The following is a 16,402-nucleotide window of genomic DNA, read 5'->3' as shown; positions in this document are numbered from 1 at the left end:
CCATTTCATGCTGCGAAAAATCACTTTTTTCCTTTTTTTGACACTTAGTACCGTATTCACTGGCGTAGCACTCAATAGTTGCCAAAATTCTTCTGTTCAGGAGCAAAAACGTCCTAATCTTCCGGGTACAGGCGTTAAAGTGACCCCCACTTATGTTTCTCTAGAAGAGCGCTTTCAAACTGAAATTGTCAATATTGGCTTAGAACAATTAGGTTATGAAATCGGGCGGATGCGAGAGTTAGAACCCGCCTTAATGCACACGGATCTTGCAGCAGGAGGACTCGATTACACTGCAGCCCACTGGCAACAATTAGGACGCAAATTCTATGAAAATAGTGGGGGTGACGAAAAATTGGCAAAAGTGGGTGTCATTGTTGATAATGCGGTGCAGGGCTATCTCATTGATCGCGCCACAGCACAAAAGCATAATATTACGAATTTAGAGCAACTCCAAGACCCGGAAATTGCTAAAATTTTCGATACCGATGACGATGGGAAAGCCAATCTCGTAGGCTGTAATGCCGGTTGGGGCTGTGAAACGATTATTAACCACCACCTCGCTGCCTACAATTTAACCTCCACCGTAGAACACGAAAGCGGTAAATATTTTGCTCTGATGGCAGATGTGATTGCTCGCTATCAACAAGAGAAGCCGATTTTATACTACACTTGGACCCCTCTCTGGACCAGCAGTAGACTTGTCCCCGGTGAAGATGTGGCATGGCTAGAAGTCCCTTATACGACCCTACCGGAAAAAAGCACCAGCAGCCCAAATCCGGATACGACTTACCAAGGAAAAAATTTAGGCTTTGTCACTGATGAAATTATGATTCTTGCTAATCAAGAGTTTGCCCAATCTCATCCGGCTGCGATCGCGTTTATGGAACAGGTGCAAATTCCCATTGCTGATGTTAGCGCCCAAAATCAATTGCTACGTGACGGAGAAGACAGCGCCAGTGACATTCGTCGTCATGCGGAAAATTGGGTGGCTGAACACGAACAGCAGTTTCAGCAATGGCTCGATGTAGCACAATAAAAGGGGTTATGGTCTGACCAGACGTTTAAAGGTGCGATACATCTCCGGTAGTCGTTTATAAATGGCGCTGGACTTGAGATAAATCGCATTAGCCACTGCTGGTGAACCCGACACCACTTCTCCCGGCTTCACATCGCGAGTCACACCGGATTGAGCCGTTACCCGCGCCCCATCGCCGATCACGACTTGATTGACAATTCCGGTTTGTCCGCCTAATAAAACAGAATTACCCACTTTTACACCGCCGGCTAGAGCAACTTGTCCGGCAAAAGCACAATTTTCCCCAATTTGGCAACCGTGTCCAATATGCACCCCATCATCTAACTTAGTATTGCGTCCAACCCGGGTTTCTCCCACTGCCGGGCGATCAATCGTACTATTAGAACCGACTTCAACGCCTTCTTCTAGCACCACGCAACCCGATTGCTGCATCTTGTACCAACCTTGTGCGGTGGGAACAAAGCCAAATCCTTCACCACCGATTACGGCACCACTATGGATCATGCAATCTTTGCCAATCTGAGTGCGCTCATGAATGGTACAGTTGGCGTGTAAGACTGCGCGATCGCGAATTACCACATCCGGATAAATCACCACATTGCCATAAATGCAAACGCCACTGCCAATGGTGACATGGGGATAAATGACCACATTCGGACCAATATAAACATTTTCTTGAATGACCGCTGAGGGATCAATCACTGCACTGGGATGAATATCTGGGGTAGGCTGAAAGGGTTGATAAAACAGATCAATGACACGAGCAAAGAGTAAACGAGGGGAAGGACTCGCGATCCAAGGGATTCCGTTGGCGTTCGCCTGCGCTTGTAGGGTTTCATCCTCAGGTAAAATTAAGGCACTGGCTGAGGTTTGGTTAATGTAGTCGGCAAAGCGACTGCCCTCAATGTAAGAAAGCGTATTCCCCCTGGCCTGATCAATGGCGCTGAGTCCTTTAATCTCCGGATCACTGTTGACGTTAACGGTTATGGTTGTTATTTTTTCTAGCTTTTTAACAATTTCACTGAACTTCATCACCTCGTTCTCCCATGGCTTGTCCTGCTAACCAGCCTGTTGTCCAAGCATTTTGGAAATTAAAACCACCGGTTATGCCATCAATATCTAAGATTTCGCCGGCAAAGTAAAGTCCAGGCACTAACTTACTTTCCATGGTCTTAAAATTCACTTCCTTTAAATCAACCCCGCCACAGGTGACAAATTCTTCTTTGAAAACCCCTTTGCCCTGAATGTGAAAGTGACCTTGGGTTAATTCTTTAGCAAAAGCAGTCATTTGTTTTTTCGATACTTCTGCCCAGCGTTGAGTGTTAGAAATTCCTGACGCGATCGCGAGTTTTTCCCAGAGACGACGGGGAATCATAACCGGAGAAAAGTTGGTGACTTGGCGGCGAGGGGTTGCTTCTTTTTGCGCCAATAATTTTTCTCTAATGGTTTCTAAATTTTCCTTGGGCAACCAGTTGATGAATAAGCCCATTTGGTAACGATGGTCATGTAAAACTCTTGCCCCATAAGCGGATAACTTCAAAACAGCTGGTCCGCTTAATCCCCAATGGGTGATTAAAAGTTGTCCGGTTTGTCGATAGCTTTCTTTTCCTTTAACTGCTAATTGTACCGCGACATTTGCCACACTAATCCCGGCTAAATCAGCGAATCGTTCGTCTTGAATATTAAAGGTAAACAGAGAAGGGATGGGCGGGATTATTTTGTGACCCAATTGGGTCAGCCATTGATAAGCAAGACGTTGACTTCCTGTTGCTAAAAGAGCGCGATCGCTGCTCAAATAATCGCCATTTTTTAACTCAATCATAAATCGTCCTTTTTCATAACTGACCCACTGCACTTTCACCCCAGTTTTTACTTTCACACCTTGGACTTTTGCCTCTTTCACTAAACAATTAATAATCGTTTCAGAGTTATCGCTAACAGGAAACATCCGTCCATCGGCTTCTGTTTTTAAAGGAACCCCTCGGCTTTCAAACCAACTGACCGTATCTTGAGGTTGAAAGCGCGTAAACGCCCCCCGCAAGGCTTTTCCCCCACGAGGATAAGCTTGAACCAGCAATCTGGGATCAAAACAATGATGGGTGACATTGCATCTCCCGCCGCCAGAAATCCGTACTTTCCCTAAGGGCTGTTTCCCGGCTTCGAGCAAAATGACTTCCGTTTCTGGGGTGACGCTGGCACAAGTAATCGCAGCAAAAAAACCGGCCGCACCACCACCAATGACGACTACACGCATGATTCTTTATTTATTTTTTATAAATCGGTTACCAATGACTAATGACTAATTCAACAATAAATCGCGAATAAAGAGTTCATAAACTGACAACACAATTTCCACCACAATGAGAATGACAATATACCATTCCACTCTTAAACTCGTCTTATGTTCCATCAGTTCCAGAACAGTTTGGGATGTACGATAAATTAAATCTAATTTTCGTTCTAAGGCATGATGACGTTCTTTGATTTCATATTCATCTTCAAGACGTAAATAAAGATTTTCTAGTTCTGGTACTTCCCATAAAAGTTCCGGCTTATCAATAATTTCCACTCGTGCTACCATTTTGTATTGAAAGAGAAAGGTACTGCCTAGTTCATGGAGTAATTCTTTTCCTGGACGGGTCAGTTGGTAATTTTTTTGTAAACTTGCCGTAAAGGGTTCGACTTGGTCAAAAACTGAAGCAAGCTTAGTTTCATAATGGGCTAAAACAACGGTTTTCCCTAAAATATCAGCAACAATTTGTAAATGTTCAATGCTGTATTTATTTAAGTAAAGAATGCCATTTTTAACTCGCTCACTTTTTTCCGGGTTGAGTTTGATTTCAACGCTTTCCATCTCTGGATCAGGAAATGGTTCACTGACATATCCTGCTAAGTTTTTGAGAAATTGAGTTTCTTCTTCTTGACTGAGCCCAAATAAAACAACCACACCATAAGGAAAAAGAACGGCAACTCCTGTTGCGCCAACTTTGACGACAAAAGGCAAAGTGGCAATGCATTCATAATCTTTTTCTAGAGAACGACAATCGATTGCTTCACCAATAAATAGGGCTTGTGTTTGAATCGTATCGGTTTTTGCTGTTGGAAATGCTAGGGTTTGCATACAGTGAGAGACAATTGTCCTTGATAGTAACGCTTTAATATTCTCTCTTCATCATACAAAGTTTGGTTGCTCGATCTACTAATTCTACCTGAGACTGAGGCGATTCTCTGAAAAGCGATCAAGCTGTTTGTATTGCCACTCCTGCAACTATCAAATTACGATTAGATAGTTTTTAATCTTTTTCACATTCTATCGTTAGGTCGGTGAGAACAGGCGGAGTCTATGTTAAGGTTTATGCTAATCTTTATCTTTGTTATTTTAATCTGGATCAGAACGGAATAAAAATACAGAGACTATATAAATTTACGCTTCAAGTAGGAGGTAACTCTATGAAATCTTCTTTGGTAATTCTCTATCATCGTCAACCTTATGATGAAGTGATGGATGAAGATGGGGTCATTCATTACAAAGCAAAAAAGAGTCCAAACGGTATTGTTCCGACGTTAAAGGGATTTTTTTCTAATGTCAATCAAGGGACTTGGGTCGCTTGGAAAGAAGTAAAATCAAAAGATAATGCTGAGTTTAAAGCACGGATTCCAGTCGATGAAATTGAAGATGGGGGCAACTATAATGTGCGGCGCATTGCTTTAACCCCGGATCAAGTTAGAGACTTCTATCACATTACTTCTAAAGAAGCATTTTGGCCGATTTTACACTCTTTTCCCTACCATTTTACCTATGAAACTTCCGATTGGGAAAATTTTCATGAAGTGAATCGTTTATTTGCTGAAGCGGCTTGTGAAGAGGCAGCAGATGATGCGTTAATTTGGGTGCATGATTATAATCTCTGGCTTGTCCCTCATTACATCCGCCAGATTAAACCCAACGCGAAAATTGCCTTTTTCCATCACACTCCCTTCCCCTCAGTAGATATATTTAATATTCTGCCCTGGCGGGAAGAAATTATTGATAGCCTGCTGTGCTGTAATATTGTGGGTTTCCACATCCCTCGCTATTCGGAAAACTTTGTAAATGTGGCGCGGAGTTTACGCTCAGTGGAAGTCGTTCATAAAGGTCCGGTTCCACAACATATTACACCAGTAGGAACAGCGTTAGCCGAACCAGAGATGACAACTCAATTGCGGTGGCGCGATCGGCTGGTCAACATCGATGCGTTTCCTGTGGGAACCAACCCACAACAGATCTCAAACAACTTAGATAAGCCAGAAACGCAACAACGGTATCAAGAAATTTTAGAACGCCTGCAGGGACGCAAGTTAATTATGTCGGCAGGAAGAGTCGATTATGTCAAAGGTGTACGAGAAATGCTGGAAGCTTACGGTCGCCTATTAGAACGCCGTCCTGAATTACAGGGTAAAGTAAATATGATGGTCACTTGCGTGGCACCAGCAAGTGGGATGCGAGTGTATGAAGAAGCGCAAAACTTGATTGAGCAGTTGGTGGGTGAAATTAATGGACGCTTTGCCACCTTTGAGTGGATTCCCATTATGCTCTTTACCCAGCCCATTCCATTTGATGATTTAATGTGCTATTATCGCGCGGCAGATGTCTGTTGGACAACCCCCTTGCGGGATGGCCTCAACCTGGTTGCCAAAGAATATGTTATTGCGCGGGAAGGAAAAGGGGGAACCTTGATTCTGTCTGAGTTTGTCGGGGCGGCAGTGGAATTACCAGAAGCGATTTTAACCAATCCCTATTCTATGGATCGCATGGATGATGCCATTGATAAGGCATTGGATATGCCGCAAGCTGAACAAGAGCAACGGATGGAGAAAATGTATAAAACGGTTAGTCAATATGATGTCGCCTATTGGGGCGATCATCTCTTCCAAAAGTTCAAAGAAATGGAAAAGAATATTGCTCAACAACCGAGTACTGTCTAATGCTTAATTTCTAGTCATAGAGAATTCCCCCCCCAAATATCAGGGGGGAGTTGAGTTCTCTTAAAGATCAGAGTAGTTGATTTGTTTATTCACCCGTAAATAAACTTTTCACTTTATCAATAATCCCTTCGCCACCTTCTTTGGCTTCAGAAGCGGCTTTGTCTGCTGCTTCTTTGGTTTTTTCCATTCCTTCTTGAGCTTTGTCTTCAATCGTTTCTTTGGCTTCGCTAGCTTTTTCCGTAGCGTCTTCAACTCCTTCTTCTACCGCTTCTTGAGCATCTTCTGCCGTTTCTTCCATTTGCGTCGTTGCATCATCAGCCATGTCTTCCATTGCTGCTAGGGGTCCCGGTGCAGCGATCGCGCTAGTCGCTAACCCAAAGGCGCTAGAAAATGCAATTAATCCGCAGCAGAAAATAATTAGTCCAATTTGTTTAATCATTCTTAGAATCATTATTTAATCCTCACATAAGCTCAGTCTGGCTTTCACTCTCAATACTATTGATATTTGCTTAAAAGTCAAGGATATTTAATCAGAATAACTAATTATTTTTTAATTTTTATTTAATTTTTCTAATTCCAAAAAAACGAAGGGAATTTTGAGTGATAAAGCAAGTCAGATTTAATGACTATCTATCACTTGCTTCTGTTGATATACTGCTTGCACATTGTACCAATTCAGGAAAATGCGTGCAATTTCCAAAGCCAGTTGTGATCTGCCATGATCAATTAACCATTGTAAGAGGGGGCGCATCGTTTTTTCATTTAAATTTCCGCCTAACGAGAGAATACCCCATAGCAAACGATGAAATAAGGTCATTTGGATCATCATTTTGACTTCCCAAGTAGGATGTTTTTGGTAGAATAAAACACCCATTTTTCCCCGTTGAATTTCTTGATCAATCAACTGAGGGATTTGGTCTAAATTGAAGGGTGGATGCCAATGATATCCAACAGCCTCAGGACATTTGACCAGTTTTAAACCGAGTTTTTTCAGCCGCACTCCCAGTTCTAAATCTTCCCAACCATAGAGTTGAAATTGGGGATCAAATAAACCGGCTTGTTCCAACCATTGACGATGAATGGCAACATTTCCCGTAGCAAAATAAGCAGCAGAAAAGTCAGTTATTTTATAGGGTTCAGCCGTGGGATGATCAAAGTTTGCAGTGTTAATCACTCGTCCATAAGTAAAACTAGATTCGTCACTTTGGTTTAAGCAATTGGCATGGGCTTGAATAAAGTTTTCTGTGACGACTAAATCACTATCGATAAAAATAATGAAGTCACCTTTGGCTTTTTTTATACCTAAATTCCGCGCGATCGCGGGACCTTGGTGGGCTTGTTCAAGCCAACGGACATGAGGAAAGGAGGATACTTTTAACCAAGGAATTGTATCATCTGTTGACCCGTCATCAACAATAATAATTTCATATCCAGTGACTAAGTTGGAATCAGTGATCACTTGTTTTTCCAGGGCAGAAATACACTTTTCTAAAATTGGTTTCCGATTATAAGTTGGAATAATAATGCTGAAAAACATATGAATGATTGGCAATCGGTTTAAACTTCATGATTAATTGTTAATTATTAATTATCAATTGTTGTTCCTTGTAGTGGATCGCGCTTATAGGATACGATAGAAGACTTACAACCAAGGATAGACAAAGGATAAGGAGACATTTGTGTTATGGCGCGCATGTACTACGACGAAGATGCGAACCTAGACCTGTTAATGAATAAAACCGTTGCCATTATTGGCTTTGGTTCTCAAGGTCATGCTCATGCCTTAAATTTAAAGGATAGCGGGGTTAATGTCATTGTGGGCTTATACGAAGGAAGTAAGTCAACCGCAAAGGCAGAAGCAGCGGGCTTAACCGTGAAACCCGTTGCTGAGGCAGCAAAAGCAGCGGATCTGATCATGATTTTACTGCCGGATGAAGTGCAAAAAACCGTTTATAAAGCAGAAATTGAACCCCATTTAAACCCTGGCAAGGCCTTAGCCTTTGCCCACGGCTTTAATATTCATTTTGGACAAATTGTGCCTCCGGCTGGTGTGGATGTGGTTATGATTGCGCCCAAAGGACCGGGACACCTTGTCAGACGGACCTATGAACAAGGAGAAGGGGTTCCCTGTCTGTTTGCCGTGTTCCAAGATGAAACCGGACAAGGGCGCGATCGCGCAATGGCTTACGCTAAAGGGATTGGCGGCACTCGCGCTGGCATTCTCGAAACCAGTTTTCGCGAAGAAACTGAAACTGATTTATTCGGAGAACAAGCTGTCCTTTGCGGCGGTTTGAGTGCCTTAATTAAAACCGGTTTTGAAACATTAGTGGAAGCTGGGTATCAACCCGAACTCGCTTATTTTGAATGTCTCCATGAAGTGAAACTGATTGTTGATTTAGTGGTGGAAGGCGGGCTAGCCAATATGCGCGATAGTATTTCTAATACTGCAGAATATGGCGATTACAGTCGGGGTCCTCGCATTGTCAACGAAGAAACTCGGGCTGAGATGAGAAAGGTTTTATCAGAAATTCAATCGGGGGAATTTGCCAGGGAATTTGTTTTAGAAAATCAATCGGGAAAATCAGTCCTTACTTCTACTCGTCGTCGTGAAGCCGAACACCCAATTGAAGAAGTTGGGAAAGATTTACGGGCTATGTTTAGTTGGTTGAAAAAAGGTTAATTTTTCTAGCAGTGAATGGCTGATGCACCTATAACTGAAGGGGTTTCTTAGATTATAGGTGACAGTCATCATATCCAATGCGCTGATCTGCAACGCTTATATTTAGAACTAGGAGTTTTCCTGAGAAATATGAGATTAAACCTGATTCACCCTCTTAGCGATGAATTATACTTCAACATCAGCACTGACTTTCGAGGAATTTCTCGCCCAATATCGAGATAATACCCGTTATGAACTCATTGATGGAGAACTGCGGGATATGGAACCAACGGGACCTCATGAAGAAGTTGCTGGCAGTATCGCAGGTAGAATTTATTTAGAAATTTTTCGTAATCATTACAATTGGTTAGTTCCAAAAACCTGCTTAATTAAACCCCTCTGCGCAGAAGCAACTGCCCTTCGTCCCGATACTGTTGTCTTAGATAAAGCGCAACTTCATCAAGAACCATTGTGGGAAAAAGAACCTGTCATTTGTAATGGCAGTACGATTCAATTAGTGGCAGAAGTGGTGAGTGGTAATTGGCAAGATGATTATGCCAGAAAAGTAGAAGAATATGCTTTTCTCAATATTCCGGAATATTGGATTATTGATTTTCGAGGGTTAGGGGGAGTACAGTTTATCGGCAGTCCTAAACAACCGACTTTTACCATCTGCTACTTAGTTAATGGGATTTATCAGCAAGAACAATATCGTTTAGGAGATTTGATTGCTTCCTCCCTTTTTCCCGAATTAGAGTTACGATTAGATGATGTTATGCCTGCCTAGTGCCACTCCTTTCTGGTTCAGATCGTTCAAGAGGAAAAAGCAGCTGATCTGAATCATGATCTTAGATGAAATTGATTAAAATGTTTAGCGGGTTGAAGAAGCGTTAATTTTTTTCCTAATTAATGGCTGATCAACCTATAATTTAAGCGACTTCTTAGTTATAGGTAGACAGTCATGACCTCAGAATTTTCTCAAGAATATGAATTTAATAATTCTCAAAATGAATTAATCCAAAATCTTGCCTCAACAATGAAATTTGTAGCCTATTTCCTCATTGCTGTCGGGATAATTAGTGCAATTTCCGGGTTGATTGCCATTACAAGAGGGGGATTTACAGCGTTAGTGCAAGGTGTTGTTCAGGGAATTATTGGTTTTTGGACAATCAAAGCCGCTAAGTCTTTTCAATTGATTGTTGATACCGAAGGTAGAGATATTGAAAATCTGATGGGTGCTTTAGGAGAATTACGAAAACTCTACGGCTTTCAATATTGGATTTTAATTATTGCGATCATTTTTGTTGTGATTGGATTAGTCATTGGCCTGATTGGTACCCTTTTTGGCGGTTAAAGTTTGCCAGTATTCATAACAAAAAGCTATGCGATTGAGCCGTTAGCATTGCTAGCAGAATCAATCGCATTTTTCATTAATGTGAGGAGGGTGGAGATAAGGTTACAATCCCATAAGCATCAGGAGAAAGATAACGTTGGGCTGCCTGTTGAATCTCTTCTGGAGTCAAATGACGGATAATTTCAGGATAATTAAATGCTGGCTTGAGGTCTCCTAATTGGGAGAAGAAATAACCATAAAGATTAGCGCGATCGCTGGGTTTTTCATTCTCAAAAATATAGTGGTTGGCAATTTTAGTTTGAATCCGCTTTAAATCGCTACCACTAACGGGTTCTTCTTGTAATTGTCGAATTTGCTCCTGAATTGCAGTTTCAACCTTCTCCAAGTTTTCTACAGGTAAACGGGCTGAAACCGAAAAATATCCTTGTAATTTTTGACTGGAATTTCCTGCCGCGATCGCGCTGACTAATTTTTCTTCTTCTCGAAGTTGGCGGAACAAACGAGACGCTTTGCCCTGACCCAAAATTGCTGCTAAAACATCTAAGGCATAAGTTTCTTGCAAATCATTTAAACCGGGAACGCGCCACAGCATGACAAGCCGGGCTTGTTGGAGTTGAGGATCAGTGTAAGCACGGCGCACGATCTCAGAAAAGGGGGCTTCTGGTTCGGGGAAGGAGAGAGGGGTTGGAGAGGGAGCATAACATTGGGGAGCAATTTTATCCCACGCCTCCGTAACTGTATCAATTAGCGTCTCAACGGGCAAATTTCCCACTGCGCTCACCGTCATGGTTTGGGGATAATACCACTGACGATGAAATTCGCGCATCTGCTGTGGGGTGACTTCCGAAATGACCTCTGCTGGACCTAAAACCGGACGGCGGTAGGGAAGCAACTCAAAACACGTCTCCATCGCGCGAGCGTAGGTTCGACGCCTGCTATTATCCTCACTCCGGCGAATTTCTTCTAAAACCACCTTTTTTTCCCGCATAAACTCGTCTTCCGGGAGACTGGGGTTACTCACTAACTCCAGCTGCAACGGAGCCAGTTCAGCAAAATCTTGCGGTGTCGTCGTAATGTAATAGTGGGTATAATCTTGACTGGTCGCTGCATTCATCACTCCCCCGCGCTGTTCGACTAAACGGTCGAACTCTCCAGGATCGAGGTTCGGGGTTCCCTTAAACATCATGTGTTCTAGAAAATGAGCCATCCCGTTGATTGCATCGGGTTCTACCGCAGAACCCACTTGAAACCAAATATTTAGGTTAACCGCTTCGACGGGAATTTGTTCAGCAATAATCGTTAAGCCATTACTCGGTTGATGGATTGTTGGGGTATTAAGAGCAGTCGTTGTCATGCGTTGGTTGAATTACAGTGAGCATTACTTCAATCTTAGCGATCCGTTGCCAGAATTCTTCTTACAGACACAATCTTTGTGGGAATAATTTAGTTCTGTTCTACACAGGTGGAGAATTCGGAAGGAAGAGCAGAACTTACTTGGGTTAGGGCTCAAAAAATTAGCCCTTATATTGATTTATATCACAATAATAAATTATAATAATCACATAATTTAGTAGAGTTACAGATTAAAGTTCTAATCCTTATACTTCACTAGTATCGGTAAACGATGAATTCTCAAATCTTTCGCTTCTCTCTCACCCTCACTCGATATAACTTACCGCCTCAGCAGCGCGATCGCGGCTTTGTCTTACTCCTAGTCACCAGTCTGGGTCTAACCATGATGGTTTTACGATGCAACAGAAGATCGCAACCGAGACTTGGCAACGTTAAGCAAAATAATTCCTCATTTGCACATCTATGTTACTTAATTAGAGGTCTCAACAATCATGAGAACTAAACTCAACCCAGCCAACCCAGAAGAAGGTTTATCTCTCCTGGAAACAATTGTTGGCATTCTTATGGCAACAACTTTTACTCTGGTTATGCTGCAAACGATTGTCATGGCGGCATTGCTGAAATCCAAAGCTCTCAAGGAAAGTGAAGCAGTAAAACTGATCGAAGAAGACTTAGAGATTGTTAGGAATGAAAGTACTAACTATAAACGGAATTCCTTAGCCAGTAATGCCAATTCTGGTGACAATACCATTACCATTAATTCCTCTAGCAGTTATTTTGCCAGTAATGATGAAGTCAGAATCGGGAGTGCTGGTACCTATACAGTTAACAGTGTTGATAAGAGTTCTACTCCTCCTACTCTTACTCTTGACTCAAATTTATCTCAAAGTGTTGCAGCTGAGAAAACTGTAGCAGCAATAGCCTACTGTAATGCACCTGATCGCGACTCAGGATATGCCGATCAATTTCGAGATTTCCTGCATACTCGTACCCGTTATGGCAGCGGTTCGGCTCAAACTGGAGATAGTACCCTCACTTATGAACAAACTGGCGTTAAGTCAGGATACAACTACACCATACAAATTCGTCTCAGTCCCAAAAATCAAGAGCCTTATGATGTTCTTACTGTGGAATATGCCGTGTATGACCTATCGCAAAATGAGTTTTCATCTGCCTCAACCACTGCCAAAGAAGATGCCCTTTTAACTGAAAACTATGCTGAGATTATTCCTTATGCGTCATTTGACTGTTAATCCGAAAAAGGCTTCTATTAGTACTGTGCAAGGCTTTACGCTTCTCGAAGTAATTATTATTACTGTCATGGTGGGAATTCTTGCTGCGATATCGGCACCGAGCCTCCTCACTTGGTATAACAATGTACAAGTCAAAGATGCTCTGGCTAAAGCTCAGGGAGCCCTGCAACAATCCCGCGATGATGCAGTTAGACAAAGCCAAACTTGCATCGCTGAAATTGATCAAAGTAATAGCAACGAAATTAGAGGTAGTTGTTTGATCGAGCCTGATTTTTCCTCAAGAGTTGGTTTGAGTACCGATGCCCCTAGTAACGAAGTGGCGTTTTCTTTCCGAGGAACAAATACCATTGGTAGTTCAGGAACCCTTGTTTTTTTTATTGAAAACGCTCCCGATAACCACAACAAAAAATGTTTAGTGATGTCTAGCCCCTTAGGAATAATTAGAACAGGAGATTATACCGGCGATGTTAACAGCCCGACCGCAGCCAATTGCAATACGAACTAAGACGACCAATCAGGGATTTACCCTCGTTGAACTCCTAGCCAGCTTAGTGATTACAGGCATTGTCGTTGCCGGTTTGAATGTTGGCATGACTTATCTTTTGCAAGAGAGCAAAGAAGCAGAAAAAGAAACCCAACGACGCAGTGAACTGAATCGCGCAGCAGACTTTATTGCTGAAGAAATCAAAATGGCTGAAGCAATTGCCGCGGATAGTAGCATTAGCACCGCTACGGATGCGCCCAGTTTTACTGAAGATTGCACTGATACCAGTGATGATTTGGCGTGTGTATTAATTCTACAAGTTCCCGGTGTCCCCGAAAGGATTATTTACTATACAGAGCCCGCAGCAACTCCTTGGCAAGGTCCTCGCGTTTTGAAGCGCTGGGGTCCCAATTTTTGCGCTGATGGCACTTATCGCAAGCTCAGCTCCCTTGATAGCGATGCCGCTAGTGGCGATAGTTCCGTAACCGTTCCCTCACCCAGTTGCGATTTTGCAAGCAGCGATACAGTAAGAATTGGCAGTGCAGGCACCTATACGGTCAGTAGTGTAGCTACTGCCTCTGGTGTAACTACGCTTAATCTCGGATCTAACTTATCCCAAGCTGTCTCAATGGGTGATCCAGTTGGGGTAGTAAGTACTTGGTCCGGAAATATGTTGGCTGATCGCATTGCTGATACTGCTCCTCCGCCCAACTGTAATGCCAATGAAACGCTCAATGGCAATGAGGGAGTTAATGGCGGCGTTTACACCTGTGTACAAAACGATGGAAGAGAAGCGACAATCACTCTAATTGGAGATTTAGAAGACACATCCAGCAAAAACTACACAATAAGAGCGAGAGCGTCTACCCGCAGTAATTGATTGAGTCAATGACACTAAATTAAGTGTTTGGCACTGATGTCAACAATATTATTTCGTGTCACAATGCAAACGTATTCTAAATTGGACAATTTAGGATAGCTAATTCGTGCTATGAATTCTAAATTAAAGTTTATCCTAATTGGTTACGGCAACAACCGAGGCTTTGTTATCCCGTTAATTACTGGGATCGGATTAATTATGATTGTCGTGGGAATGACATTATTTAGGACTTCCCAAAGAGATCGGGAAACTACAGTCATACGGCAACAATCGTCACAGAGTCTCTCGCTGACAGAAGCGGGTATTGTTGAGACCCTGTCTTATTTGAATCGATTTCCAGTATTCGTTGATAAAAATTTAGCGAATTGGCCAGAAACAGCAGCAAGCATCACCACTTCTGACTCCGATGCTTGTTCACAAACGACTGCTGCGACCTCAGTGGTCAATTGGGTGAGTGCAGCCAAAAAAATGGTAGATGCTGATCCCACCAATGATGACCAAGCCTGGATCAGTTTCAGCAAAGGTCAATACAGAATTTTAAACTATCAAGTTAATAACAACACAGGAATTCTGAAGATAGAAGGACGCGAAAGTCCTAGTTCAAGTGCCGTTACCGTTCTGGAAGTGACATTGCCGATTGAAATTGATTCCAGTTCAGCAGGAGTTCCCGGATTATGGTTAGCTGATAAGGTCGATCCGCCAGCAGATATTGCCACCAACGCTTCGATTAAAGCCGATATCTGTTTAGAGGGATCTCTACCAAGTGATCCTTCAAAGCTAAGTGCCAGTAAGCTGACTGCACCGGGAACTCTTGAGTTTCCAGCCGGCGGCGACCCTGCCATTACTGAAAGTGGCAGCAAGATCCCTGCACTGCCTAACCTCCCCAGTGTAAGGTATAACTTGACTAGCCTGGATGCATCAGACTGTTACATAATGCTGCCCAGGATTCCCGACAGCCAAAGAGCAGATCAAAGTTCAAATTTGCTGGTATCAGGACTAAGCAATAACTGCGGCAGTTTTAATAGTAGTACCGGCGATGTCCCCGATGACAAGGTCTATAATTATTTTTTTCAAGGATCTGATTCAATTAAACTCAGTAATGCTCAGATTTTGATCAATCCTCCGCCGGGGACAACAGTTGCTATTTATTTACAAGGGAATGTCACAATGTCAGGGACTGCTAATTCAACTGGCGCTCCTACTTCAAGCTGTGTGGGAACGACCAATAATGTTACTACCTATATTGGCCATCCAAGTGATGCTAGTAAGGTTGCCATTTATGGAAGTGCCGAGTTTGGCAACCCAGAAGGGAATCCGAATTATGGGGGAAGCAACCATACTGAGATCATTGATATTAGCGATACGACACTAATCAGTGGTTTTGTTTTTGCCCCTGATGCCGATCTGAAAATTTCTCAGGCGCAAGTGAAAGGTTCGGCTTGGGTGAAAGAAGTCCATTCGTCTAACACTTCTGGTTGTAGTATTGCGATTTCTCAGCAAGATGTGGGAAGCACTGCCGCTAATTTTGCCGGTGTCAGTGGCACTGATTTTGATCCCATTAACTCATGGCAACGGAAGAAGAGATGACTTATGCACAATGAGCAGAAAGGTTTTCTTAGAAGCTCTCTTTTAATCGGTTTTTCAGGGTTAGGAACAAGCCTATCTTTCCGGCAAGTATTGTATGAACTCTGGCCACAATGTACTTCTAAAAAGGGCGAACGATGGGACTCGAACCCACGAATGGCGGAACCACAATCCGCTGCCTTAACCACTTGGCTACGCTCGCCATTACTTAACACGTAGTATCTTAACATAGGAAACACAAGTAACGTCAACCCACTTTATGGAGATTGGTATGAAACTCAAGCCTTGGAAAATTAGCATTCTTATTAGTAGTATTGCTGTTATTGGTGTCGGAAGTGCAATGGCAATTACAAACCCCCGCCGTCAAGCTTATCAAGAATATGCTGCTGAAAAAATGGGCACTTACCTGAAAGAAGAAGTTTGTGCTGATGCCCCGCAAACGTTAGGAGATTTTCTAGAACGTCAATGTAATAATTTAGTTGATAGTGGACAGAAACCTCTCCAAGAGATGATTGCTCAATCAACCGAGAGGCACAACTATTTTTTATTTAGTATTTATGAAACGAATTTATCTTTAATGGCAGGATTGCCAAGCTATCGATTTAAAACAATCGGGATTTTTCAAAATTTCTTTACTTATGAAAGTCAAGAACAATAATTTATTAGACATCTCCATAATAGCAATAACATGGTAAGATTGAAACAAAATTTGGGTGGTGTGCGATGAAATATACTTGGAGTTACATTCAAAAAAATCCAAAGCAAGTTAAACGTTTACTGGGGATTAGTTATGAAGAGTTAAATCAGCTTCTTGAAATCTGTCGAAGCCAGCAT

At 42.5% G+C, this 16,402-nt stretch carries 17 protein-coding genes and 1 tRNA gene; 11 read left to right on the top strand and 7 right to left on the bottom strand.

Translation table 11 applies throughout. The annotated features are described in order from the left end of the window. Positions 1 to 7: 7 nt before the first annotated feature. Positions 8 to 1,036, top strand: a complete 1,029-nt coding sequence (gene proX, locus GVY04_03535) for a glycine betaine/L-proline ABC transporter substrate-binding protein ProX (protein ID NBD15232.1) — start codon at positions 8 to 10, stop codon at positions 1,034 to 1,036. Positions 1,037 to 1,042: 6 nt separating this feature from the next. Here the strand turns inward: proX and lpxD are convergent, their stop codons facing one another. The 3 genes from lpxD to GVY04_03520 are packed head-to-tail and all read right to left on the bottom strand — an operon-like array spanning position 1,043 to position 4,157. Further along, positions 1,043 to 2,068, bottom strand: a complete 1,026-nt coding sequence (gene lpxD / locus GVY04_03530; GenBank protein NBD15231.1) for a UDP-3-O-(3-hydroxymyristoyl)glucosamine N-acyltransferase — start codon at positions 2,066 to 2,068, stop codon at positions 1,043 to 1,045. After that, positions 2,055 to 3,290, bottom strand: coding sequence for an aminoacetone oxidase family FAD-binding enzyme (locus tag GVY04_03525; protein ID NBD15230.1), 1,236 nt, complete (start codon positions 3,288 to 3,290; stop codon positions 2,055 to 2,057). Before GVY04_03525 ends, lpxD begins: the two co-directional genes overlap by 14 nt. 45 nt (positions 3,291 to 3,335) lie before the next feature. Next, complete coding sequence (locus GVY04_03520; GenBank protein ID NBD15229.1) at positions 3,336 to 4,157, bottom strand: RMD1 family protein; 822 nt, start codon at positions 4,155 to 4,157, stop codon at positions 3,336 to 3,338. Between the two features lie 329 nt (positions 4,158 to 4,486). On the opposite strand from GVY04_03520, the gene ggpS reads away from it, so the two are divergent. Continuing rightward, the gene (gene ggpS / locus GVY04_03515) at positions 4,487 to 6,001 is read left to right on the top strand and encodes a glucosylglycerol-phosphate synthase (GenBank protein ID NBD15228.1); all 1,515 of its coding nucleotides are present in this window, start codon (positions 4,487 to 4,489) and stop codon (positions 5,999 to 6,001) included. An 85-nt stretch (positions 6,002 to 6,086) separates the two neighbouring features. Here the strand turns inward: ggpS and GVY04_03510 are convergent, their stop codons facing one another. Together GVY04_03510 and GVY04_03505 are read right to left on the bottom strand one after the other, a co-directional pair. Beyond that, on the bottom strand, positions 6,087 to 6,452 hold the full coding sequence (locus tag GVY04_03510) for a hypothetical protein (GenBank protein ID NBD15227.1): 366 nt from the start codon (positions 6,450 to 6,452) through the stop codon (positions 6,087 to 6,089). A gap of 168 nt (positions 6,453 to 6,620) precedes the next feature. Then, entirely contained in the window at positions 6,621 to 7,538 is a 918-nt protein-coding gene (locus tag GVY04_03505; GenBank protein NBD15226.1) for a glycosyltransferase, read from the bottom strand. 147 nt (positions 7,539 to 7,685) lie between these two features. Between GVY04_03505 and ilvC the strand changes: the two genes are divergently transcribed. The 3 genes from ilvC to GVY04_03490 all read left to right on the top strand — a co-directional run bounded on the left by ilvC (position 7,686) and on the right by GVY04_03490 (position 10,014). Continuing rightward, positions 7,686 to 8,681, top strand: a complete 996-nt coding sequence (gene ilvC / locus GVY04_03500) for a ketol-acid reductoisomerase (GenBank protein ID NBD15225.1) — start codon at positions 7,686 to 7,688, stop codon at positions 8,679 to 8,681. A 160-nt stretch (positions 8,682 to 8,841) separates the two neighbouring features. Next, on the top strand, positions 8,842 to 9,447 hold the full coding sequence (locus GVY04_03495) for a Uma2 family endonuclease (protein NBD15224.1): 606 nt from the start codon (positions 8,842 to 8,844) through the stop codon (positions 9,445 to 9,447). Between the two features lie 174 nt (positions 9,448 to 9,621). Then, positions 9,622 to 10,014, top strand: a complete 393-nt coding sequence (locus tag GVY04_03490; protein NBD15223.1) for a hypothetical protein — start codon at positions 9,622 to 9,624, stop codon at positions 10,012 to 10,014. A 76-nt stretch (positions 10,015 to 10,090) separates the two neighbouring features. On the opposite strand, the gene GVY04_03485 is transcribed toward GVY04_03490, so the two are convergent. Continuing rightward, positions 10,091 to 11,368 (bottom strand): insulinase family protein, encoded by a 1,278-nt coding sequence (locus GVY04_03485; GenBank protein NBD15222.1) that lies wholly within the window; start codon positions 11,366 to 11,368, stop codon positions 10,091 to 10,093. Between the two features lie 270 nt (positions 11,369 to 11,638). Here GVY04_03485 and GVY04_03480 point away from each other — a divergent pair, with 270 nt between their 5' ends. From GVY04_03480 to GVY04_03460, 5 genes are all read left to right on the top strand, one after another. Beyond that, positions 11,639 to 11,869, top strand: coding sequence for a hypothetical protein (locus GVY04_03480; protein NBD15221.1), 231 nt, complete (start codon positions 11,639 to 11,641; stop codon positions 11,867 to 11,869). Beyond that, positions 11,859 to 12,620 (top strand): hypothetical protein, encoded by a 762-nt coding sequence (locus tag GVY04_03475; protein NBD15220.1) that lies wholly within the window; start codon positions 11,859 to 11,861, stop codon positions 12,618 to 12,620. Before GVY04_03480 ends, GVY04_03475 begins: the two co-directional genes overlap by 11 nt. Beyond that, complete coding sequence (locus tag GVY04_03470; GenBank protein NBD15219.1) at positions 12,601 to 13,125, top strand: hypothetical protein; 525 nt, start codon at positions 12,601 to 12,603, stop codon at positions 13,123 to 13,125. Before GVY04_03475 ends, GVY04_03470 begins: the two co-directional genes overlap by 20 nt. Then, a complete protein-coding gene (locus GVY04_03465; protein NBD15218.1) occupies positions 13,085 to 13,984 on the top strand; it encodes a prepilin-type N-terminal cleavage/methylation domain-containing protein in 900 nt (299 codons plus the stop codon). The genes GVY04_03470 and GVY04_03465 overlap by 41 nt, the downstream gene beginning before the upstream one ends. 111 nt (positions 13,985 to 14,095) lie before the next feature. Beyond that, positions 14,096 to 15,571, top strand: coding sequence for a hypothetical protein (locus GVY04_03460; protein NBD15217.1), 1,476 nt, complete (start codon positions 14,096 to 14,098; stop codon positions 15,569 to 15,571). Between the two features lie 126 nt (positions 15,572 to 15,697). Here GVY04_03460 and GVY04_03455 read toward each other — a convergent pair. Further along, a tRNA-His gene (locus tag GVY04_03455) sits at positions 15,698 to 15,770 on the bottom strand. A 69-nt stretch (positions 15,771 to 15,839) separates the two neighbouring features. On the opposite strand from GVY04_03455, the gene GVY04_03450 reads away from it, so the two are divergent. After that, positions 15,840 to 16,226 carry a DUF4359 domain-containing protein gene (locus GVY04_03450; GenBank protein ID NBD15216.1) on the top strand — a complete coding sequence of 129 codons (387 nt, stop codon included), beginning with the start codon at positions 15,840 to 15,842 and terminating at the stop codon, positions 16,224 to 16,226. The last annotated feature ends 176 nt before the right edge of the window (positions 16,227 to 16,402 follow it).

It is taken from the genome of Cyanobacteria bacterium GSL.Bin1 (assembly GCA_009909085.1).
In the GTDB taxonomy this organism is placed as follows: Bacteria; Cyanobacteriota; Cyanobacteriia; order Cyanobacteriales; family Rubidibacteraceae; genus Halothece.
This window is presented reverse-complemented; position numbering and strand designations above follow the sequence as displayed.